20 protein-coding genes and 2 tRNA genes are annotated in these 21,786 nt (G+C 38.6%); 15 read left to right on the top strand and 7 right to left on the bottom strand.

Translation table 11 applies throughout. The annotated features are described in order from the left end of the window. Both NPX98_RS05565 and NPX98_RS05560 read left to right on the top strand, forming a co-directional pair. On the top strand, nt 1-1,332 hold a 1,332-nt coding region (locus NPX98_RS05565; RefSeq protein WP_269023157.1), incomplete at its 5' end, for an autotransporter outer membrane beta-barrel domain-containing protein. 700 nt (nt 1,333-2,032) lie between these two features. Next, the gene (locus NPX98_RS05560; RefSeq protein ID WP_269023156.1) at nt 2,033-2,398 is read left to right on the top strand and encodes a response regulator; all 366 of its coding nucleotides are present in this window, start codon (nt 2,033-2,035) and stop codon (nt 2,396-2,398) included. A gap of 141 nt (nt 2,399-2,539) precedes the next feature. Here the strand turns inward: NPX98_RS05560 and rpsI are convergent, their stop codons facing one another. Beyond that, entirely contained in the window at nt 2,540-3,025 is a 486-nt protein-coding gene (gene rpsI, locus NPX98_RS05555; protein WP_269023155.1) for a 30S ribosomal protein S9, read from the bottom strand. A gap of 2 nt (nt 3,026-3,027) precedes the next feature. Then, nucleotides 3,028-3,492 (bottom strand): 50S ribosomal protein L13, encoded by a 465-nt coding sequence (gene rplM, locus NPX98_RS05550; RefSeq protein ID WP_269023154.1) that lies wholly within the window; start codon nt 3,490-3,492, stop codon nt 3,028-3,030. Between the two features lie 300 nt (nt 3,493-3,792). Here rplM and recJ point away from each other — a divergent pair, with 300 nt between their 5' ends. Further along, the gene (gene recJ, locus NPX98_RS05545) at nt 3,793-5,580 is read left to right on the top strand and encodes a single-stranded-DNA-specific exonuclease RecJ (RefSeq protein WP_269023153.1); all 1,788 of its coding nucleotides are present in this window, start codon (nt 3,793-3,795) and stop codon (nt 5,578-5,580) included. Nucleotides 5,581-5,598: 18 nt separating this feature from the next. Here recJ and parE read toward each other — a convergent pair whose 3' ends face one another. The 5 genes from parE to NPX98_RS05520 form a co-directional block, all read right to left on the bottom strand. Next, nucleotides 5,599-7,617 carry a DNA topoisomerase IV subunit B gene (gene parE, locus NPX98_RS05540; RefSeq protein ID WP_442864472.1) on the bottom strand — a complete coding sequence of 673 codons (2,019 nt, stop codon included), beginning with the start codon at nt 7,615-7,617 and terminating at the stop codon, nt 5,599-5,601. 154 nt (nt 7,618-7,771) lie between these two features. Further along, entirely contained in the window at nt 7,772-8,494 is a 723-nt protein-coding gene (gene lipB, locus NPX98_RS05535) for a lipoyl(octanoyl) transferase LipB (protein ID WP_269023169.1), read from the bottom strand. Between the two features lie 657 nt (nt 8,495-9,151). After that, entirely contained in the window at nt 9,152-10,000 is an 849-nt protein-coding gene (locus NPX98_RS05530; protein ID WP_269023151.1) for a TPM domain-containing protein, read from the bottom strand. Then, a complete protein-coding gene (locus NPX98_RS05525; protein WP_442864471.1) occupies nt 10,000-10,593 on the bottom strand; it encodes a LemA family protein in 594 nt (197 codons plus the stop codon). Before NPX98_RS05525 ends, NPX98_RS05530 begins: the two co-directional genes overlap by 1 nt. Before the next feature lie 681 nt (nt 10,594-11,274). Continuing rightward, nucleotides 11,275-11,350, bottom strand: a tRNA-Val gene (locus tag NPX98_RS05520). Between the two features lie 207 nt (nt 11,351-11,557). Between NPX98_RS05520 and NPX98_RS05515 the strand changes: the two genes are divergently transcribed. The 12 genes from NPX98_RS05515 to nuoK all read left to right on the top strand — a co-directional run bounded on the left by NPX98_RS05515 (nt 11,558) and on the right by nuoK (nt 21,784). Next, nucleotides 11,558-11,634, top strand: a tRNA-Asp gene (locus tag NPX98_RS05515). A 330-nt stretch (nt 11,635-11,964) separates the two neighbouring features. Continuing rightward, nucleotides 11,965-12,330, top strand: coding sequence for an NADH-quinone oxidoreductase subunit A (locus NPX98_RS05510; RefSeq protein WP_269023149.1), 366 nt, complete (start codon nt 11,965-11,967; stop codon nt 12,328-12,330). Then, on the top strand, nt 12,321-12,902 hold the full coding sequence (locus tag NPX98_RS05505; protein WP_269023148.1) for a NuoB/complex I 20 kDa subunit family protein: 582 nt from the start codon (nt 12,321-12,323) through the stop codon (nt 12,900-12,902). Before NPX98_RS05510 ends, NPX98_RS05505 begins: the two co-directional genes overlap by 10 nt. Before the next feature lie 13 nt (nt 12,903-12,915). Further along, complete coding sequence (locus tag NPX98_RS05500; protein ID WP_269023168.1) at nt 12,916-13,524, top strand: NADH-quinone oxidoreductase subunit C; 609 nt, start codon at nt 12,916-12,918, stop codon at nt 13,522-13,524. 197 nt (nt 13,525-13,721) lie between these two features. Beyond that, nucleotides 13,722-14,912, top strand: coding sequence for an NADH-quinone oxidoreductase subunit D (locus tag NPX98_RS05495; protein WP_269023147.1), 1,191 nt, complete (start codon nt 13,722-13,724; stop codon nt 14,910-14,912). Further along, nucleotides 14,912-15,577 carry an NADH-quinone oxidoreductase subunit NuoE gene (gene nuoE, locus NPX98_RS05490; RefSeq protein ID WP_269023146.1) on the top strand — a complete coding sequence of 222 codons (666 nt, stop codon included), beginning with the start codon at nt 14,912-14,914 and terminating at the stop codon, nt 15,575-15,577. Before NPX98_RS05495 ends, nuoE begins: the two co-directional genes overlap by 1 nt. A 154-nt stretch (nt 15,578-15,731) precedes the next feature. After that, nucleotides 15,732-17,039, top strand: coding sequence for an NADH-quinone oxidoreductase subunit NuoF (gene nuoF, locus NPX98_RS05485; RefSeq protein ID WP_269023145.1), 1,308 nt, complete (start codon nt 15,732-15,734; stop codon nt 17,037-17,039). A gap of 62 nt (nt 17,040-17,101) precedes the next feature. Next, complete coding sequence (gene nuoG, locus NPX98_RS05480; RefSeq protein ID WP_269023167.1) at nt 17,102-19,171, top strand: NADH-quinone oxidoreductase subunit NuoG; 2,070 nt, start codon at nt 17,102-17,104, stop codon at nt 19,169-19,171. Between the two features lie 23 nt (nt 19,172-19,194). Then, the gene (gene nuoH, locus NPX98_RS05475) at nt 19,195-20,241 is read left to right on the top strand and encodes an NADH-quinone oxidoreductase subunit NuoH (protein ID WP_269023144.1); all 1,047 of its coding nucleotides are present in this window, start codon (nt 19,195-19,197) and stop codon (nt 20,239-20,241) included. A gap of 13 nt (nt 20,242-20,254) precedes the next feature. After that, nucleotides 20,255-20,746: an NADH-quinone oxidoreductase subunit NuoI gene (gene nuoI, locus NPX98_RS05470; RefSeq protein WP_269023143.1), complete on the top strand. Its 492-nt coding sequence runs from the start codon at nt 20,255-20,257 to the stop codon at nt 20,744-20,746. A 95-nt stretch (nt 20,747-20,841) separates the two neighbouring features. Then, nucleotides 20,842-21,462 (top strand): NADH-quinone oxidoreductase subunit J, encoded by a 621-nt coding sequence (locus NPX98_RS05465; protein WP_269023142.1) that lies wholly within the window; start codon nt 20,842-20,844, stop codon nt 21,460-21,462. 13 nt (nt 21,463-21,475) lie between these two features. Further along, entirely contained in the window at nt 21,476-21,784 is a 309-nt protein-coding gene (nuoK, locus tag NPX98_RS05460; protein ID WP_269023141.1) for an NADH-quinone oxidoreductase subunit NuoK, read from the top strand. Nucleotides 21,785-21,786: the final 2 nt, after the last annotated feature.

Genomic DNA, 21,786 nt, shown 5'->3' with positions numbered 1-21,786 from the left:
GTCTCTGGTGAGACGCGTTTAGATCGTATGGTTTATAATTCATCTTCTCATCCTAATTCTGTTCCTACAGCTTTAGTAACGGGGCTTTCAGGCAGCTCTCCTAATCTTAATTCTGTCTCTGCTGGTTCTGATTTAGAAACTGAGAATTCAAATATTCGTTCTCAATCCAATGCTGATTTTAATGTTTCTGGGCAAAAAGCTGAGGACTCAAGTGTTTATTCTACTTCAGTAGCAAAGATTTCAGCTGATTCTGCTAATCTTAGTTTTACTTCTGTTATTTCTGAGTCAGAAGTTGAGGTTTATGATTTTCATTCTCAGTTTAATGCTAATTTTTCTGCTCCTGAGTTCCATTTTGAGACGAGAGTAAGAGCTGTTGTGCCGCAAGTACCAACCTATCTTCTTTTACCTAATGCTTTGTTCCATGCTGGTTTAATGGAAATTAGTACTCAAAATAAACGGTTGGAAATTGTACGCACTGATCCCTGTGGGTTTTTGATAAATGAGAAAAACCCAGCATTTTTTATACGTGGTTATGGTGGTAGTTACCATTATGCTTCAAATTTGTCTGATTTTGAATACGGTTATGGAGCTGATCTTTCTTATAATGCTCTGGAGGCGGGTGCTTTGCTGAAAACGATAGAAGGCAAATATGGTATCGCATCTTTTGGTGTTATGGGGACTTATGGTAGATTATCTCTTGAACCTCAGAATGTTGAAGATAGTCAGAAAAGTACTTTTGAAAAATGGTCACTAACAACTTATGCTAGTATACAGCATGACAAGGGCGTGTACGTGGATGGGCTTTTATCCTATGGCCTGTTTAATGGTGATGTTTCAACATTTGCGCGGGGAAAAACGGCAAGCTTGAAGGGACAGCCATTGAGTGCTTCAGTGACTGCGGGGCAGGCTTTTGCAACACAACATGCGGGTTTTATTTTTGATCCACAGATTCAGCTTGTTTATCAGAGTCTCTTCTTTGACACCGTTCGTGATGTTGATGGTTTTGATGTTGAGATTGGCAAACCAGATCGGTGGATTATGCTTTTTGGTGGACGTTTAACAAAGTCTCTTACAGCTACAGAAAATGCACGTGCCGTTTCTTTTTATGGTAAGCTCTATCTTGCACGTATTTTTGAAGATAAACAGTTTGCGTATTTTAAAGATTCATTTCAGTTAGGTGACTTTGGTTCTTCCTTAGAGGCCAGTTTGGGTATTAATGCACAATTGTCTTCCAATCTAGAGCTTCACAGTGATTTGACTTATCAGCATAAGCTTACAAAAGCTGGATTTTCTGGAACCAGTTTTTCTGGGGGATTACGCTATTATTTTTAGCCTCTGTTTTTGATAGCTCTTTATAGAAATTACACTCTATATTTTTGATTTTGTTGTACTGTTTTTTACAAATTTATAGCTATTGATGTGTTTTTTGGAAGAGGTAAATCTTAAAATGCTATTTTTACTGTCGTAGTGATACAAGACAAAAAGACAATTGTTAAGAAATGAATATGCGCGTATTTTAGGTAATGAATATGCGCATGTTATTTGTGTTTTAGGAAAAGTGCTAGAAAAGAAAGCAAATCTGTTATTTTAGCACTTATTGCTCTTAGATTAATCATATTTTAGAATTTGCAGAGCGACATCAATTTTGTAGATTGGGAACATACTTGGAAAATAGAGCTATTGTATAAATCACGTAATGTTATTGGGTTAGGTTTCCTTTAAAAGTAGGTGTTTATATAGGTGTTTTGCTATAAAAAAGTTATTCAATTTAGCAGAAATTTTGGATAGGGAAGTTTATTTCTCGGGGAGTAAATTAGGTAAATATATCGATTATACAAACATTTTGGGCTTCAATTTTCATGGACTGAAGAAATCATTGCCAATTTGTATTATTAAGAGCAGTGAGAGAAGGTTATTGCGAGTGTGGCTTATTATGCTTTACAATTTTTTTTATCATTTTATTTTAGCTAGGTGATAATGCACTTTGGTTTATATATATGTCCCTTTATGTAAGAAGGGTGGAGTTATATTGATGTCTAAAAAAGTCATGATCGTGGAAGACAATGAGCTTAATATGAAATTATTCCGCGATCTCGTAGAGGCGAGTGGCTATGAAACTGTTGAAACACGTAATGGCCTAGCTGCATTAGATTTGGCTCGTTCATCAATGCCCTCTCTAATTCTTATGGATATTCAATTGCCTGAGGTGTCAGGGATTGATATTATTAAACAGTTGAAAGCGGATGAAGAACTTAAATTCATTCCTGTTGTTGCTGTAACGGCTTTTGCGATGAAAGGCGATGAAGAGCGGATTCGTGCAAGTGGATGTGAAGAATATATGTCAAAGCCTATCTCTGTTCCTCACTTTATTACAATGGTGAAGCGCTTTTTAGACTAAAGCTTTATAGGAACTTTCTTTATAAATAGTGATGAAAAAAGATACTGAAAGAGCACTTTCAATACAGTGACTTTATTTGCCAATTCTTAAAACAAAAAACCCCGCTGAAAACGGGGTCTATATGTTCTACAACACTTAAAATTAGCGCTTTGAAAATTGGAAAGAACGACGCGCTTTAGCTCTACCGTGTTTTTTACGTTCAACAACACGACTATCACGTGTAAGAAAGCCATTTTTCTTCAAGATGGCACGAAGCTCCGGTTCATAATAAGTTAAAGCTTTGGAAATACCGTGTCGCACTGCACCAGCTTGACCAGAAAGACCACCACCAGTAACGGTTGCAACAATATCGAATTGAGTTTCTCTGTTCGCTGCAACAATTGGTTGACGAAGCAGCATTCTAAGAACAGGACGTGCAAAATATGTGTCGAACTCTTTATTATTAATGGTTATTTTTCCGGAACCTGGTTTTATCCATACACGAGCAACAGCATTTTTACGTTTTCCTGTTGCATAAGCGCGTCCTTGTGAGTCAAGCTTTTGTACGTGAACAGTAGCAACATTTTCATTCACTTCTGTAATTCCTGTTGCAGCACCAAGTTGAGAAAGGGAATTAATTTCAACCATAATTAAGCAATCCTTTTGTTTTTGCGGTTTAGAGTACCGACATCAAGTGCTTCGGGCTGTTGTGCCTCATGCGGATGTTGGCTACCAGCATAAACACGTAGATTTTTCATCTGGCGACGACCTAATGGACCACGAGGAATCATGCGCTCTACAGCTTTCTCAACAACACGTTCAGGAAAACGACCTTCAAGTATTTGACGAGCTGTACGTTCTTTGATGCCGCCAATGTAGCCGGTATGCCAATAATATTTTTTATTCGTATATTTTTTGCCAGTGAGAACCACTTTACTTGCATTAATAACGATGACATGATCACCATCATCGACATGTGGCGTAAAAGTAGCTTTATGTTTTCCACGTAAGCGGTTTGCAACGAGTGTAGCAAGACGACCTAAAACGAGATTTTCTGCGTCAATAATAACCCATTTTTTTACCACTTCAGCTGGCTTTTGTGAAAAAGTTGCCATAGAAGTATCCTCTATTGAAACCCTTTAATATGAATATAGGGCATTTTTTGTTGCTTAGTGTTGCGAATTTTTGTCACAACAAAATATACATGAATACATGTTTTTTGTTTGATATAACGTCTTATGATTTGCGTCAAGAAAAAATAAAACTTGTAAAACAATGTGTTATGCAATAGGTATTATAATACCTTTATCTGTGATGATTTGTTCATATTTGAAATATGATGTTATAGATTACAGAATGCTTGATTTTTAATTCTTGATTGTTTTTAGGCTGTTTTTACTGTACAAAAAGTAATAATGCAGCGGTTCCGTTATTTTCTCAATGTTAAATCTTCTGCTTGTGGTCGAGCTTGGTTGGATGCTCTTGATGTTCAGGGGATAAACAACGCTCGTGCTATTTCTCAAAAGTTTGGGTTACCAGATCAATTGGCTCGAGTTCTTTCGGCAAGAGATGTCGATGAATCTGAAGCCATGAGTTTTATTAACCCAACATTGCGCACTTTAATGCCTAATCCAGAAAGTTTTATGGATATGCAATGTGCAGCAGAGCGTTTGATTCAAGCCATTATGAAGAAAGAGCAGGTTGCTGTGTTCGGTGATTATGATGTTGATGGTGCTTGTTCATCAGCGCTTCTGGCACGCTTTTTACGTTATTTTGGTATAGTGGTTAGGATTTATATTCCTGATCGTGTTGTTGAAGGTTATGGCCCAAATGAACAGGCAATGGAGATGTTGGTACAAGAAGGAGCTAGTCTGATTATTACCGTTGATTGTGGTGCAAATAGTCTAAATGCAGTGAAGGCTGCTAAGCTCGCAGGTGCTGATGTTGTAGTCTTAGATCATCATCAAATGACGGATATTCATCAAGAGGCTGTTGCTCTTGTTAATCCTAATCGCCCTGATGATTTATCTGAACAGGGGCATTTATGTGCTGCTGGTGTGGTGTTTGTTACATTAGTATGGGTTAATCATTTATTGCGGAAGCGAAAATGGAATGGTGGAGATCTTCCTGATCTTATGAGTATGCTTGATCTTGTTGCGTTGGCTACCGTATGTGATGTGGTTCCGTTACAAGGTGTTAATCGCGCTTTTGTGGTTAAAGGACTTCAGGTTGCACGTTTTTTACACAATCCTGGAATAGCTGCTTTGGCAAAGATTTCTCGTATAGGTGAGCCGCTTAATAGTTTTCATTTAGGTTTTTTGTTGGGCCCTAGAATTAATGCCGGAGGACGTATTGGAGATCAGGCTTTAGGGGCACGTTTGCTCTGCTGTGATAATAGAAATGAAGCCGATAGAATGGCAGAACAATTAGATCAGCTTAATCAAGAACGCCAAAAGATGGAGAGCATGCAATTAGCTCAAGCGGAAGCTTATATTGATTCTGTTTATCAAGATGGGGAAATGCCATCGTCACTTGTGCTTGCTCATCAAGAATGGCATCAGGGAATTGTTGGTCTCCTCGCATCTCGTTTAAAAGAGCGTTTTTGCTGTCCTGTTTTTGTGATTTCTTTGAAAGCAGATGGAAGTGGTACAGGATCTGGGCGATCAATTAGCGGTATAGATTTAGGGGCACTTGTTCGTGAAGCTGTTACATTGAATTTATTAGAAAAGGGTGGTGGACATAGCATGGCAGCTGGGATCACGATCCAGTCGACAAAAATCGAAATTTTTCGAGAATGGTTGGTAGAAAAAGTTTCTTTAATAGTTTCACAGTTGCGTGCTGAAAAATCTCTCAGAATAGATGGCTGTCTTTCTGCTTCTGGTGCGAATGCAGATCTCTTTAATATGATTGAAAAAGCAGGTCCATTTGGTTTGGGAAATACGACACCTACCTTTGTTTTTCCTTCTCATCGGTTAATTAATTTACGCGAAGTAGGAAAAGGGCATCTCCAGCTTGCTATTTCCAATATTGAAGGCAAAAAACTGCAAGGAATAGCTTTTCGTGCTGTAGGAACAGCACTTGGTAGCTTTCTTATTGAAAATATCGGAAGCACGATTCATTTGGCAGGTCATCTCAATCTAAATTATTGGAAGGGAAACGTAAGTCCACAATTGCACGTTATAGATGCGGCTGCAGTAGCCTGATAGGTGTATTTTCGAAAATCAAATATCTAAATTATACACAAAAGTAGAGTTTTCTTGAATGAAACGAAACCGCGCTTCTGGTTTAGTTCCCATTAAATTGTCTACTGTATCTTTCGTTTTTTGCATTTCAATTGCATCGATGGAAATGCGGAGAAGTGTGCGTTTTTGAGGATGCATAGTTGTTTCTTTAAGCTGTTCAGCACGCATTTCTCCAAGCCCTTTAAATCGTCCGATTTCGATTTTAGCTTTTCCAGTAAATTCTGTTTTTAGCAATTCATCTTTATGGGTATCATCACGGGCATAAGCGACTTTTCCTCCTTGCGATATTCTGTAGAGAGGGGGTACTGCAAGGTATAAATGTCCATTACGAATGAGATCAGGCATTTCTTGAAAGAAAAAAGTAATTAGGAGTGAAGCAATATGAGCTCCATCAACATCTGCATCTGTCATAATAATAATGCGCTCATATCTGAGATCTTCCTCACGATATTTGGAACGCGTTCCACATCCAAGAGCAAGTATAAGATCACTAATTGTTTGGCTTGCACTCATCTTTTCGCGTGCAGCGCTGGCTACATTTAAAATTTTTCCACGAAGAGGTAAAATGGCTTGGTTTGTTCTATTTCGTGCTTGTTTAGCAGATCCTCCAGCAGAATCACCTTCAACGATAAATAGCTCAGCACCGGTAGCAGAATTTTGGCTGCAATCTGCTAGTTTTCCGGGGAGACGCAATTTACGCACAGCAGTTTTTCGATTTATTTCTCTGTCTTGGCGTCGTTTAACGCGTTCTTCAGCTCGTTCTACAACCCAATCAAGAAGTTTTGTTGCTTCCTGTGGAGAATTAGCAAGCCAATGATCGAAAGGATCGCGTATTGCATTTTCGACGATGCGTAATGCTTCGAGTGTGGCTAATCGATCTTTAGTTTGTCCAACAAATTCAGGTTCTCGGATAAAAACTGATAGGATTGCAACCGTTGAGATCATAACATCATCGGCAGTAATGATAGCAGCACGTTTATTCCCTATTAATTCAGCATAAGCTTTTAATCCACGCAGAAGAGCTTGTCGAAGTCCTGTTTCGTGCGTTCCACCTTCTCCAGTAGGAATTGTATTACAGTAAGATTGTACATTGGCATCTCCACCGTGCCAAGCTATCGCCCATTCAACTGAACCATGAGCACCACGTTGATTTGTTTTACCAGAAAAAACTTCAGCTGTTACCCGATATTCATTTTCCAATAACGATAATAAATAATCTTTAAGTCCATCTGGAAAATGAAAAACATCTTTTTCGGGAATATTTTTTACGCCTTCAAGTATTGAAGGATCGCAACTCCAGCGAATCTTTACGCCACCGAAAAGGTAAGCCTTAGAGCGCGCCATCTTATAAATTTTTTCTGGCTCAAAAGTTATTTTGTTGCCAAAAATTTCACTATCAGGATGAAAGCGAACACGCGTTCCACGACGGTTATAAACATCACCTAAATTTTCTAATCCAGATTGGGGAATACCACGTGAGAAGCGTTGGCGATACAGTTTGCGCTCTCGTGCTACTTCAACTTCCATATCGTCAGAAAGAGCATTGACTACAGAAATACCTACGCCGTGTAATCCTCCAGAGGTCTGATAAGCTTTTCCATCAAATTTTGCACCTGAATGGAGCTGTGTCATAATGACTTCAAGAGTAGACTTATCTGGCATTTGCGGATGATTTTCAACGGGAATGCCACGTCCATTATCTGTAACCGTTAAATAACCGTTCCCATCCAATGATACATCAATTAAGTCAGCATAACCAGCAACAGCTTCATCCATTGCATTATCGATGATTTCAGCAAATAAATGGTGGAGTGCTTTGCTATCTGTTCCACCGATATACATGCCTGGCCGCAAACGTACAGGCTCTAAACCTTCAAGAACCCGTATAGATAAAGCATTATAGCCACTTTCTCCTGTATTGTTTTTTGAGGCAGATACAGGTGTTGGCGAAGGTACTGTTTGTGCGTTCACAGGAGTTTGCTGATTTTTTGTTTTCATTCCCATACGAGATTGAGTATTACTTAAAATACTAAAAAGATCCTTGTTGTTATCGCTCATAGCGTTCAGTTATCTATCCAAATTAAGGTTTTTAAAAATAAACTTTTAATCCAAATGATTTTTATGCCTGTTTTTTATTTAAAAATCAATGCACTCAGGGAACATCAATTGTTGGACCAAAAATTGTTTCGAAGGCTTGTTTCATAGCAATGTCGACGTCATGCATTGTTATGGGTAAACCTAAATCAAGTAAGCTGGTTACACCATGATTTGCAATTCCACAGGGAACGATACCTGAGTAGTGGGATAAGTCAGGATCGACATTGATAGCAATTCCATGAAAGCTTACCCATTTGCGCATACGGATACCAATTGCAGCAATTTTATCTTCGGCTGGTAGTCCGTTTATTGGTGAGCGATCTGGTCGTATGACCCATACGCCAACCCGATCTTTACGGCGTTCGCCTTTAATATTAAATTGTGCAAGCGTTTCTATGATCCATTGTTCTAATGCACTAATAAAAGCGCGTATGTCTTGTTTACGGCGTTTCAGATCAAGCATAATATAGGCGATACGCTGTCCTGGACCGTGATATGTAAATTCACCACCCCGCCCAGCTTCATAAACAGGAAACAAATTGGGTGCTAAAAGATCTTTCTTTTTAGCGCTTGTGCCAGCTGTATAAAGGGATGGATGCTCGAGAAGCCAAACTTGTTCATGCGCGGTTTCGGCAGAAATACTGTCTACGCGCTCTTGCATATAGTGTAGTGCTTCAGGATATTCTACCAATTTATCACTTATTTTCCATTCAACAGGTGGTGCGCGGTGGTTTGTTTTAAAATTATACGATAAGTGATCTCGATCAGTATGTTGCAAGTTGAGAGTCATCAGTATTATTTATGTTAGAGGAATATTTTGTTGTCAGTAAAAGTAATGAACATAACAAGATATTGGTTTGTGCGTTAGAATTGCAATAGAAAAGAAAGATATTTATATTTTTCTTTTTTTTCTGCAAAGAGGTTTAATTGTCTAAGATTGTTATTAGTTGAAAGAAATCACTTTCTTTATGATCGGTGTATAATAAAATAAGTATGTAACAATTTGCGTAATAAATTGGAAAAGAACGCAATTTTCTTCTAAAGTTGGCTAGATACTTTATATTAAGTTGGCAATAGATCCTCTTATTCCAGTTATGGTATATTATATCATTAACTTTCCATAATTAGTCGAAAAACGTATTTTTTAGAATTTATATTACAAATTTCTATTATCACATTGTTTTAAATGAATTATTTTTTATAAATTGAAATAGTTTTACTCTCATTTTTTACGTGCTTCTTTTAATGTTTATCACAGATCTGATGCTCTATTGTTCGTAGGTATATGTTATATTAAAGCTATGAATTGAATTTGATGGAGCTAAGCTTCTACATTATTTACTGTTCATGGTGGTTGCAACATTGTGGTTGTAAATTTTACGATAAGCAAGTTTGTTGTACAAATCAAAATATAATCTCGATTTATGAGGTTATTTTACCATTTTCCCGATGCTCCCCCACCACCTGATGTTCCACCACCACCTCTGAATCCACGGTCATTTGAGCGTTTTCTGAAACCTCCATCATAGCGTCTGCCACCAGTATAGCCGATAAACCAGAGTGTAAAAACAATACCCATCCAGCGATATTTTTGAGGACCTACTTTTTGACCAAAAATCATTGCTAACAGAGGTAAACCAAGCATTGTAAAAAAAATTAAAAATATAACTGCATTTGCTATCATTTCTTCTTTTTCAGCTTTTTTACGTTTTACTTCAAGATTTTTAGCTTGTAATTTGATTCGAGAGGTAAAATCAGAATCATTTCCTGTAATGATATTGATAAGCGCATTAACTGCTTCTACGATTCCTTTTTGATGATTTTTTTCGCGAAAGTTAGGAAGGATAAGGCTATGAATAATGACTGAAGAAATTGCATCTGTTAACTCTCCTTCTAAACCATAACCTACTTCAATACGCACTTCGCGTTCGTTTGGTGCAACGACAAGTAGCACGCCGTTATTGATTTGTTTTTGACCTAAGGCCCATTTGCGAAAAAGGGAATTACTATAAGTTTCTATGTCAATACCTGAAAGGGTAGGAACAGTTACAACGACAATTTGATCCCCTGATTTTTTTTCTAGCGTAGCCAGTTTTTTCGTTAGGCTTTGTATTGTTGCATAATCGAGCAAATGAGCAGCATCATTGATACGACCAGTTAGAGGGGGGAATTGAATTTGCGAGTAAGCAGAACTATTCAATGTAACGACCCAACACAGAAGGCTTATGAAAGCCCACAAATATGAGAAGACACTACATTGAATAGAATGGCGGAAAGGTACCATTAATTGAAATTGACCTTCGGTGTTTGTTGGGCATTACTATCAATAGTAAATGTTTGCATAGGTTTGGCATCGCGAAACCATAATTTCGCCCAAATCATTGTTGGCATTGTTTTAAGTGCAGTATTGTATGCACGCACTGCTTCAATATAATCACGGCGAGCAACAGAAATACGATTTTCAGTTCCTTCTAATTGTGATTGGAGTGCAAGAAAGTTTTGATTCGCTTTGAGATCAGGATATTTTTCAACAACAACCATAAGGCGTGAAAGTGCACTCGATAAATTTGCTTGATTATCGAGATATTGTTGCATAGCTTGCGGATTATTTAACATATCGGCATTAATGTTTGGTTGCGTTACTTTTGCACGTGCTTCAACAACGTCAGTAAGTACGGCTTGCTCATGGGAAGCATAAGCTTTGACAGTTTCTACGAGATTAGGAATAAGATCTGTACGGCGCTGATATTGATTGAGCACTTCGCTCCATGCAGCATGTGCTTTTTCTTCATATGTTGGTATTGTATTAAATCCGCAACCACTTAGAAATGGTACTAAAAACGCTAAGACAATAATAAGAAAAAATTGCTTTAACATTCTTGTTATAGGATAAATAGGAACAATCGGTACTGTTAGTGTATTTGACATAAGAATATCTCCAAAGCTATTTGATAGGCTATATAGAGTATATTTATAGATGGAAAGTATCTTGATTTTAAAAATGTATAATTCACTCTTTATGAATTTTTGCAGCGTTTATTTTAATTAATTTATTCGTCGAGAAATAATGAAATTTACAAGGACACCAACAGCATGATCTTTGTAATGTATGTGCAATATTTCCCCATAGAAAAAAAGTCTTAGCGCTTCTCATTGTTTTTACTGCATATTGTTGAATTACATTGAATTGCTATTTCTCTCAGATGTATGAAATTTTATATGTTTCAAATGCTATTTGGGTGTTAAGAGTGCTTGTTTGTTCAAGGACAAGAAGGGTGAATTGAGCGGCATTTAATTTTGAGATGTAGTTTATAATTCGACACTTAGTTGATTGGTATTAGGTGGATTTTTAAGAGATATACACAATTGTTTGTGTAAGTTTTTTCAGTCATGGCGTTATATATAGACATTTCAAAAATGTCCTAATGAAGATGTTTTTACAAACAGATCCAGTAAATATTACGATGCCATTAAAGATATTTGATGGTTTTAGAAATGGCTCTAATACCCTTAACCTTAAAAGTATAAGCTGCAAGACTAAATATATGAAGTAAAAAATGGTGGGCGATGAGAGACTTGAACTCCCGACATCCTCGGTGTAAACGAGGCGCTCTACCAGCTGAGCTAATCGCCCAATGCAATAACCTAATAATTGGACAAGCACTCTATTAGGAAATTTTTTTTTCAAACGCAAGAATAAAAATACAGAAATAAACACAATGCAAAAATAAATACGTTGTTTGTTTGAATTTTGAAAAAAACGCTTAAGACCGCTTGACAGAAACGAATGAACCCCTTACACGACCACTTATACCAATTTAAATTGGTTTGAAGAAGATGCGCGGGTGTAGCTCAGTTGGTTAGAGTGCTGGCCTGTCACGCCGGAGGTCGCGGGTTCGAGCCCCGTCACTCGCGCCATTTTATTTTTTCTCGTGATAGAAACATCTTAATTTGTATATTGCTTTTTCTTTGTAGGTCGCACAACGGTTTTAGGATTCTATATAGAACGTGTTTTTCTCTTTTTCCATATAGTTTATTAGGATAGGGGCTTGCGTCTTCCTTTGCTCTGCGGTACCTATGCCGATAAGAAAAATGTTGCGCGGCATGCTTTTGGGGCTGTTCGAGTAGGGGGTAATGAAGTGGCCGTTACAACGTATATATTGTATATGTTTGATCTAAATAATTTTGATCTAGACAATATTGAATGATTACGTTAATTCAAGCACTTCATTAAGGCGGAAGAAGATTATGACTCATTTATTGAGCTCTTATTTACCGGTATTAATTTTTATTGTTATTTCAGCAGTTATTGTTGGGATTCTTTTGGTTATACCCTATATTGTGGCATATCGTGCTCCTGATCCTGAAAAATTATCAGCTTATGAATGCGGATTTAATTCGTTTGATGATGCTCGTATGAAGTTTGATATTCGATTTTATCTCGTTTCAATTTTATTTATTATTTTTGATCTTGAAGTTGCTTTTCTTTTTCCTTGGGCTGTTTCTTTTGGCTCTATAGGCATGTTCGGTTTTTGGTCGATGATTGTATTTTTAGCGGTTTTGACGATCGGATTTATATATGAATGGAAAAAAGGAGCTCTCGAATGGGATTGATCTTTAATAATTCAACGGTTGTTGCTCCAAAACCAAAAGGGATTATTGATCCAAATACGGGCGAGTTATTAGGTTCTAAAGATCAATTTTTCTGTGATATTAATGCTGAGTTGGGAAATAAAGGCTTTTTGGTAACTTCGGTAGATGCTTTGGTGACTTGGGCGCGTACTGGCTCATTGATGTGGATGAGTTTTGGTTTGGCTTGTTGTGCTGTTGAGATGATGCAGTGCTCAATGCCTCACTATGATAATGAGCGTTTTGGGTATGCACCGCGTGCTTCACCTAGACAATCAGATGTGATGGTGGTTGCTGGTACTTTAACCAATAAGATGGCACCTGCTTTGCGTAAAGTTTATGATCAGATGCCTGAACCTCGTTATGTCATTTCTATGGGGTCGTGTGCAAATGGTGGTGGATATTACCATTATTCTTATTCGGTTGTGCGTGGTTGTGATCGTATAGTGCCGGTGGACATTTATGTCCCAGGGTGTCCTCCTACAGCGGAAGCGTTGTTGTATGGTATATTATTGTTGCAAAAGAAAATCCGTCGTACCGGATCTATAGAGCGATAAAGGCTTTGTAATGATGAGTGAATCATTGATTGAGCTTGATTCCTATTTGAAAGAGAAATTGGGGAGTAAGCTGGAAGAGAGTGTATTTGCGTTTAGCGAATTGACTATTATATCGCGTCTTGATGCAATTACTGATGTTTTACTGTTTTTACGTGATGATTCTCGCTGTCAGTTTATTAATATTATAGATATTAGCGGTGTTGATTATCCTTCTCGTGACAAACGCTTTGATGTTTCCTATCACTTATTGTCTCCTCGTCAGAATCTGCGGTTACGTGTTAAAGTGCGTACTGATGAAAATATTCCTGTTGCTTCTGTTTGCTCGATTTTTCCTGGGGCAGAATGGTATGAGCGTGAGGCATATGACATGTATGGTATTTTGTTTTCAGGACATCCGGATTTAAGACGCATTTTAACGGATTATGGGTTTGAAGGATATCCTCTGCGCAAAGATTTTCCTGTTACGGGGTTTGTTGAATGCCGTTATGATAATGAAGAAAAGCGGGTGATTTATGAGCCTGTCGTTCTTCGACAGGAAATGCGCAATTTCGATTTTCTTTCACCTTGGGAAGGGACAGAGTGTATTCCTCCATGTAATGAAAAGCCGATAAGTGAAAAATGATGTTGGAAATGATAAATACAGTATTAATGTAGTGGAAACTTTAGGTGAATAAGTATTTTTTGGGCAAAGGATAGCATATGCTTACATATGGCATATGGATCGTTTGCATGGAGTTGGTGGTTGTTTTTACGGCATAGTAGGTAGAGCTTTGTTAGTATTCAAATTGGAGCATGTTCAGAAAATCAAGGGGGTTGATTGTGGCTGAGATCAATGTCCGGAACTTTAATATTAATTTTGGTCCACAGCATCCTGCCGCGCATGGTGTTTTGCGTATGGTTCTGGAATTGGATGGTGAAGTTGTTGAGCGTGTAGATCCGCATATTGGATTATTGCATCGCGGTACCGAAAAATTGATGGAAACAAAAACTTACCTTCAAGCGGGGCCTTATCTGGATCGTTTGGATTATGTTGCGCCTATGAATCAGGAGCATGCTTTTGTGCTTGCTATTGAGAAATTGTTGGGTGTTGAAGTTCCTAAAAGAGGGCAGCTGATTCGAGTTCTGTTTTCTGAAATTGGGCGTATTCTTAATCATTTGCTTAATGTAACAACTCAGGCAATGGATGTGGGTGCTTTGACTCCTCCGCTTTGGGGTTTTGAGCAACGTGAAAAATTGATGATTTTCTATGAGCGTGCATGTGGTGCGCGTCTTCATGCGAATTATTTTCGTCCTGGAGGTGTGCATCAAGATTTACCAGAGTCTTTAATTGAAGATATTGGTAATTTTATTGATCCATTTCTTATTGCTCTTGGTAATCTTGATGCGCTTATCACGCCGAATCGGATTTTTAAGCAGCGTAATGTAGATATCGGTGTGGTGAGCATTGATGAGGCTTGGGCGCGTGGTTTTTCCGGCGTAATGATTCGTGGAGCTGGTGTGTCATGGGATTTGCGTAAAAGCCAGCCTTATGAATGTTATGATGAAATGGAATTTGATATTCCTGTAGGTAAGAATAGCGATTGTTATGATCGTTATCTCATTCGTATGGAAGAGATGCGTCAATCAGCGGCCATTATGCGTCAATGCGTAAATCGTTTGCTTGGCACTGAGAGACATGGGCCTGTTGCGAGTTTGGATCGTAAAATTGTCCCACCCAAGCGTAGTGAAATGAAAAGTTCAATGGAAGCGCTTATTCATCATTTTAAACTTTATACGGAAGGTTTTCACACTCCTCCTGGTGAAGTTTATGTCGCTGTAGAAGCTCCGAAAGGTGAATTTGGTGTTTATCTTATTTCTGATGGAACCAATAAGCCTTATCGTATTAAGTTACGTGCTCCTGGCTTTGCTCATCTTCAAGCTATGGATTTTTTAACGCGAGGTCATATGCTGGCAGATGCTACAGCTATTTTGGGTTCGATTGATATTGTTTTTGGGGAGATTGATCGCTAATGTCTGTGCGCCGTCTTGCAGATGATGTCCACCAACCAGTCGAATTTTCTTTTACAAAAGAAAATCAGATTTGGGTGCAAAATACCATAAAAAAGTACCCTGTAGGGCGTGAACAATCCGCCGTCATTCCTTTGTTGATGTGTGCCCAAGAACAAGAGGGCTGGGTAACGCGTGCTGCAATTGAACATATTGCTCAGATACTTTCCATGGCTTATATTCGTGTTTTAGAAGTTGCAACTTTTTATACCCAATTCCAGCTTAAGCCAGTTGGAACAAAGGCACATGTTCAAGTTTGTGGTACAACCCCCTGCATGCTACGTGGTTCTAGTGAATTGATTAAAGTTTGTCAGAAGAAAATTCATCAAGAGCCTTTTGTTACGAATCAGGATGGAACATTATCATGGGAAGAAGTAGAATGTCTTGGCGCCTGTGTTAATGCCCCAATGGTTATGATTTTTAGAGATACTTATGAGGATCTCACAGCTGAGCGTCTTGAGGAAATTATTGATGCATTTAAGGCCGGTAGGGGAGCTGATATAGCTGTGGGTCCGCAAAATAGCCGTAAATCATCGGAGCCTATAAACGGTTTAACTTCTTTGATTGAGGAAGACATAGGGGAAAAGAAGTCTTTAAAACTTCAAAGAAAAAGAGTGATAAAGAAATGAAAGCAGGATAAATATTGCTTTAGTTGATGGGGTTGTCTACTGCTTATCCATTGTGCAAACATCTTAGTAGACGTAGAAAATCTTGAAAAGATGTTAAGGATTGAATTTAAGAAAATGCTCATAATACTATCGATGATAGAGAAAAGGGTCGGATATGCTGGCTGATAAAGATCGCATTTTCACCAATATTTATGGTTTAAAAGATAAATCGTTGAAAGCTGCAATGTCTCGTGGGCATTGGGATGGTATCAAGGCAATTGTTGAAAAGGGTTGTGATTGGATCATTCATGAAGTGAAGGCTTCAGGTTTGCGTGGCCGTGGTGGTGCAGGTTTTCCTACAGGTATGAAGTGGTCTTTTATGCCTAAAAAGATTGATGGTCGGCCACACTATTTGGTGGTGAATGCAGACGAATCAGAACCGGGAACATGTAAGGATCGTGATATCTTACGGCATGATCCTCATACTTTAATTGAAGGGTGTGTGATTGCGACTTTTGCTATGGGAGCAAATGTTGCTTTTATCTATGTTCGTGGTGAATATATTCGTGAGCGTGAAGCGCTTCAGGCTGCAATTGATGAATGTTATGATGCCGGTTTGCTTGGCAAAAAGACCAAACATGGACATGCTTGCGATATTGTTGTGCATCATGGTGCTGGTGCTTATATCTGTGGTGAAGAAACAGCTCTTCTTGAAAGTCTTGAAGGCAAAAAAGGACAACCTCGGCTCAAGCCTCCATTCCCCGCTAATATGGGTTTGTATGGTTGTCCAACAACAGTTAATAATGTTGAATCTATAGCAGTTGTTCCAACGATTTTACGTCGTGGTGCTTCGTGGTTTTCATCGATTGGTCGTATTAACAATGTGGGAACAAAATTATTTATGGTTTCTGGGCATGTGAATGCGCCTTGTACATTTGAAGAAGCTATGGGTATTTCTTTCCGTGAATTGATTGAAAAACACGCAGGTGGTATTCGTGGCGGATGGGGTAACCTTTTAGCAGTTATTCCAGGCGGGGTTTCTTGCCCAGTGGTTCGCGGAGAGGATATGGTGGATGCAATTATGGATTTTGATGGAATGCGTGATGTTGGATCTTCTTTTGGTACGGGTGGTATGGTTGTTATGGATAAGTCAACCGATATTATTAAGGCGATTTGGCGTATAGCAGCTTTTTTTAAACATGAAAGCTGTGGGCAGTGTACGCCATGTCGCGAGGGTACCGGTTGGATGATGCGTCTTTTGGGACGTATGGTTGAGGGAAAGGCACAAAAGCGTGAGATTGATCTCCTATTTGAAGTTTCCACACAGGTTGAAGGACATACTATTTGCGCTCTTGGTGATGCTGCAGCGTGGCCGATACAGGGGTTGATACGTAATTTTCGTTCAGAAATTGAGCAGAGGATTGATGATTATACGCGAAATGCAGTTCAAAGCAAAAATATTGCTTTAGAAGCACTTGAATAAAAGTTTTGTTCTAGAACGATAGAATGCAGGTTTAGATAGATTATCCGCGGGCTGAATTGATGATGATAAATATCAAAGTTGATGGTAAAGAAATTGAAGTTCCTGACTATTATACACTACTTCAAGCCGCTGAGGCTGCAGGTGTTGAGGTGCCACGTTTTTGCTTTCATGAATCTTTATCAATTGCTGGAAATTGTCGCATGTGTTTGGTTGAGGTCAAAGGTGGCCCTCCAAAGCCTCAGGCTTCTTGTGCTATGGGGGTTCGTGATTTACGGTTGGGACCCAATGGTGAAGCACCTGAAATATTTACCAATACAGAGATGGTGAAAAAAGCTCGTGAAGGTGTTATGGAGTTTCTTCTCATCAACCATCCGTTAGATTGCCCTGTATGCGATCAAGGTGGTGAATGCGATCTTCAAGATCAAGCTATGTTTTATGGGCGTGATTGTTCTCGTTATGCAGAAAATAAGCGTTCTGTAGAAGATAAATATATTGGTCCGCTTGTAAAAACTGTTATGACGCGGTGTATTCACTGTACACGTTGTGTTCGTTTTACGACGGAAGTTGCAGGTATTTCGGAACTTGGTTTGATTGGTCGTGGTGAAGATGCTGAAATTACAACATATCTTGAAAAAGCGATGACGTCTGAGTTACAGGGAAATGTTATTGATCTTTGTCCTGTAGGTGCTTTGACTTCAAAGCCTTATGCATTTCATGCACGTCCATGGGAATTGATTAAAACAGAATCAATTGATGTGATGGATGCACTTGGGAGCGCTATCCGCATTGATAGTCGTGGTCGTGAAGTTATGCGGATTATGCCGCGTGTGAATGAAGATGTAAACGAAGAGTGGATTTCTGATAAGACGCGTTTTATTTGGGATGGATTGCGTACTCAGCGGCTTGATAGGCCGTACGTTCGTAAAGATGGAAGGCTTCAGTCTGCAAGTTGGTCCGAGGCTTTTTCTAAAATTAAATTGGCGATTTCTAAGACTTCGGCAAATAAAATTGGTGCAATTGCTGGGGATCTTGCGTCTGTTGAAGAAATGTATGCGCTTAAAACATTGCTAACTTCATTGGGCTCACAGCTTTTTGATTGTCGTCAAAGAGGGATGGCTTTATCACCTGAATTGGGGCGTTCGAGTTATGTTTTTAATCCAACTATTGCAGGTATTGAGAAAGCGGATGCATTGCTTATCGTGGGTTCTAATCCACGTGCTGAGGCTGCTGTTTTAAACGCACGTATTTTAAAGCGTCAAAGAATGGGGAAGTTTCCAATTGCATTAATCGGAGAGCAGGTAAACTTACGTTATCCGTATTCTTATCTTGGAGCGGGTACTGATGTTTTGAATGCACTTATTCGTGGAGAAAATGCATTTTTTAATGTACTGAAAGAGGCGAAGAGACCGATCATTCTTATAGGAGAAGGAGCTGTTTTAGGTAGTGAAGGTTTATCTGTTTTAAAAAGTCTTGCAAAATTAGCCGATATTGTTGATGCTGTGAATGAAGAATGGAATGGATTTGGAATTCTTCATAATGCAGCGTCGATTGTTGGGGGATTGGATATTGGTTTCACTTCTGAACTTGGGACGCAAAATATTGTTGAAACTTGTGAAGTCTTATTTTTGCTTGGTGCTGATGAAGTGGAGTTAATCAATAACAAGGCTTTCACAATTTATATTGGCAGTCATGGCGATGATGGTGCACATGCTGCTGATGTGATTTTGCCAGCATCAGCTTATACTGAAAAATCAGGGATTTATGTTAATACAGAAGGCCGAGTACAAATGACAAACCGTGCTGGTTTTGCTCCAGGGGAAGCCAAGGAAGATTGGGCCATTTTGCGTGCTTTATCTGATATTTTAGGAAAAAAACTGCCTTTTGATTCATTATCTCAATTAAGACAGAATTTGTTTCGTGATTTTCCACATTTTTGTGCTATTGATGATATAGCACCTTCGTGTATAAGTGATCTGCAATTGCTTGGTTCACAGATAGTTGTTCTGGGGACACAGGCATTTTCTTCTGTTATTAAAGACTTTTATTTGACAAATCCGATAGCGCGTGCTTCTGCAGTTATGGCCGAATGTTCATCTCTTGCAAAGAGTCGTGTGATGGAATTGAGCAAGTAAGGGCGGAGGAAAAAAGGATAATTATGTACGATTTCTTTATAACTTGGCTGTTACCATTGCTGATTGTTGTTGGAAAAACGCTTCTTCTCTTGGTTCTTTTGTTGCTTTTGATTGCTTATCTTCTTTATGCAGATAGGAAAATCTGGGCGGCCGTACAACTACGACGTGGTCCAAATGTTGTTGGTCCGTGGGGTTTGTTTCAGTCTTTTGCTGATTTGATTAAATTTGCTCTTAAGGAGCCTATCATTCCTTCTGGTGCTAATAAAGGCGTTTTCCTTTTAGCGCCTTTTGTTTCTGCCACGCTTGCATTGTCAACTTGGGCGGTTGTTCCGGTTAATGAAGGTTGGGAAGTTGCTCATATTAATATTGGTTTACTTTATATTTTGGCTATTTCGTCTCTTGAGGTTTATGGTGTGATTATGGGAGGTTGGGCATCAAATTCGAAATATCCTTTTTTAGGGGCACTTCGTTCGGCAGCGCAAATGGTTTCTTATGAAGTTTCAATTGGTTTTGTTCTTGTGACGGTTATTTTAGTAAGTGGTTCATTGGATCTCACAACGATTGTTCGCGAACAAAGTCATGGGCTGGGAACGCATTTGGGTTTACCTTTTAATAGCTTTCTGGATTGGAATTGGTTGGTTCTTTTTCCAATGTTTATTATATTTTTTATTTCTGCACTTGCAGAAACAAATCGTCCTCCTTTTGATTTGGTCGAAGCAGAATCTGAGCTTGTTGCTGGTCACATGGTTGAATATTCTTCGACACCTTATATGCTTTTTTTCCTTGGTGAATATGTTGCTATCGTTTTAATGTGTGCGTTGGCAACTATTTTATTTTTAGGTGGTTGGTTACCTCCTTTAGATGTTTGGTGGCTTAATTGGATTCCTGGTGTTATTTGGTTTATCTTAAAGGTTTGTTTTGTCTTTTTTGGGTTTGCAATAGTTAAAGCTTTTGTGCCGCGTTATCGCTATGACCAGTTAATGAGGCTTGGTTGGAAAATATTTCTTCCTATTTCGTTGGCAATGGTTGTGATGACTGCTGCTTTCTTAAAATATACTGGTTTTTCTTAAAAGGATGTTTTATATGTCAGGTCTTATGCAGGCAGCAAAGTCACTTCTTCTGTTGGAATTTGTGAGTGCCTTTTTCTTGGCAATGCGTCAGTTTTTCTCGCCAAAGCCTACGATTAACTACCCTTATGAAAAGGGATTTGTTTCGGAACGGTTTCGTGGTGAGCATGCTTTACGTCGCTATCCAAATGGTGAAGAACGGTGTATTGCATGCAAATTGTGCGAAGCAATTTGTCCTGCGCAAGCTATTACAATTGAAGCAGGACCCCGGCGCAATGACGGCACACGTAGAACTATTCGTTATGACATTGATATGGTTAAGTGTATTTATTGTGGTTTTTGTCAAGAAGCTTGTCCGGTTGATGCTATTGTAGAGGGGCCGAATTTTGAGTTTGCGACGGAAATGCGTGAAGAGCTTTATTATGATAAAGAAAAGCTTTTGAGTAATGGAGATCGCTGGGAACGAGAAATCGCCCGTAATATATTGATAGATGCACCTTATCGTTAAGTGTATCGTTGTGAGTGGTCGGATAATTTATCCGATAAATTGTAATCTGGTATGAGTTTTCATGCCAATTTGTTTGGTTAATTGAGGGGAAGCCCATGCTAACAGGTCTAGCGGCGGCATTTTTCTATCTATTTTCTTTTATGATGCTGGTAAGTGCCGTTATTGTTGTTGCAGCACGTAATCCAGTTCACTCAGTCTTATTTTTAATATTAGCGTTTTTTAATGCTTCAGCTTTGTTTTTGCTCGTAGGAGCAGAATTTTTAGGGCTTCTTTTGCTGGTTGTTTACGTTGGTGCTGTGGCCGTTTTGTTTTTGTTTGTGGTTATGATGCTTGATGTCGATTTTGCTGAATTGAAAAGTGGTGCACTTCAATATGCTCCTATTGGTGCTATTGTTGGTATTATTATTGTTGTAGAGCTCATTGTTGTGTTTGTTGGTAGCCGATTTTCTCCAATTTTAAAAACGCATACTGCACAACCAATGCCAGATTTAGAACAACGCACAAATACACAGGCTTTAGGAGATATTCTTTATACGGATTATGTTTTTTATTTTCAAATTGCTGGGATGATTTTATTGGTTGCAATGATTGGTGCTATTGTTTTGACTCTCCGCCATAAATCGGGTGTAAAACGGCAATCGATTGCAGCGCAGGTTGCTAGGACAGCAGAAAATGCAATCGAAATCAAAAAAGTTGAATCTGGCAAAGGTATCTAGTGGAAAGATCATCATGCATATTGATATTGTTCATTATCTCACTGTTTCTGCCATGATGTTTACAATTGGTATTTTCGGTATTTTTTTAAATAGAAAAAATGTGATTATTATTCTTATGTCGATTGAGCTTATATTGCTTTCAGTCAATCTCAATTTTGTTGCGTTTTCAGCATTTCTTCATGATTTAGTTGGTCAGATATTCGCGTTATTTATTTTGACAGTGGCCGCTGCTGAAGCTGCAATTGGTTTAGCGATTCTTGTTGTTTTTTTCCGTAATCGTGGTTCTATTGCGGTTGAAGATGTTAATATGATGAAAGGCTGATG

This window comes from Bartonella sp. A05, assembly GCF_026930145.1.
Lineage (GTDB): Bacteria > Pseudomonadota > Alphaproteobacteria > Rhizobiales > Rhizobiaceae > Bartonella.
Note: the sequence above shows the minus strand (reverse complement) of the source record. Positions and strands in the feature narration are given on the sequence as shown.

What these genes read in the sequence shown, in the direction of transcription:
- NPX98_RS05500 (WP_269023168.1), top strand. Translation starts at nt 12,916, where the DNA reads ATGAGTGAATCATTGATTGAGCTTGATTCCTATTTGAAAGAGAAATTG.
- nuoE (WP_269023146.1), top strand. Translation starts at nt 14,912, where the DNA reads ATGTCTGTGCGCCGTCTTGCAGATGATGTCCACCAACCAGTCGAATTT.
- recJ (WP_269023153.1), top strand. Translation starts at nt 3,793, where the DNA reads ATGCAGCGGTTCCGTTATTTTCTCAATGTTAAATCTTCTGCTTGTGGT.
- rpsI (WP_269023155.1), bottom strand. Translation starts at nt 3,025, where the DNA reads ATGGTTGAAATTAATTCCCTTTCTCAACTTGGTGCTGCAACAGGAATT.
- NPX98_RS05505 (WP_269023148.1), top strand. Translation starts at nt 12,321, where the DNA reads ATGGGATTGATCTTTAATAATTCAACGGTTGTTGCTCCAAAACCAAAA.
- rplM (WP_269023154.1), bottom strand. Translation starts at nt 3,492, where the DNA reads ATGGCAACTTTTTCACAAAAGCCAGCTGAAGTGGTAAAAAAATGGGTT.
- NPX98_RS05510 (WP_269023149.1), top strand. Translation starts at nt 11,965, where the DNA reads ATGACTCATTTATTGAGCTCTTATTTACCGGTATTAATTTTTATTGTT.
- nuoF (WP_269023145.1), top strand. Translation starts at nt 15,732, where the DNA reads ATGCTGGCTGATAAAGATCGCATTTTCACCAATATTTATGGTTTAAAA.
- nuoH (WP_269023144.1), top strand. Translation starts at nt 19,195, where the DNA reads ATGTACGATTTCTTTATAACTTGGCTGTTACCATTGCTGATTGTTGTT.
- nuoG (WP_269023167.1), top strand. Translation starts at nt 17,102, where the DNA reads ATGATAAATATCAAAGTTGATGGTAAAGAAATTGAAGTTCCTGACTAT.
- nuoK (WP_269023141.1), top strand. Translation starts at nt 21,476, where the DNA reads ATGCATATTGATATTGTTCATTATCTCACTGTTTCTGCCATGATGTTT.
- NPX98_RS05525 (WP_442864471.1), bottom strand. Translation starts at nt 10,593, where the DNA reads ATGTTAAAGCAATTTTTTCTTATTATTGTCTTAGCGTTTTTAGTACCA.
- NPX98_RS05465 (WP_269023142.1), top strand. Translation starts at nt 20,842, where the DNA reads ATGCTAACAGGTCTAGCGGCGGCATTTTTCTATCTATTTTCTTTTATG.
- NPX98_RS05560 (WP_269023156.1), top strand. Translation starts at nt 2,033, where the DNA reads ATGTCTAAAAAAGTCATGATCGTGGAAGACAATGAGCTTAATATGAAA.
- nuoI (WP_269023143.1), top strand. Translation starts at nt 20,255, where the DNA reads ATGTCAGGTCTTATGCAGGCAGCAAAGTCACTTCTTCTGTTGGAATTT.
- NPX98_RS05530 (WP_269023151.1), bottom strand. Translation starts at nt 10,000, where the DNA reads ATGGTACCTTTCCGCCATTCTATTCAATGTAGTGTCTTCTCATATTTG.
- parE (WP_442864472.1), bottom strand. Translation starts at nt 7,617, where the DNA reads ATGAAAACAAAAAATCAGCAAACTCCTGTGAACGCACAAACAGTACCT.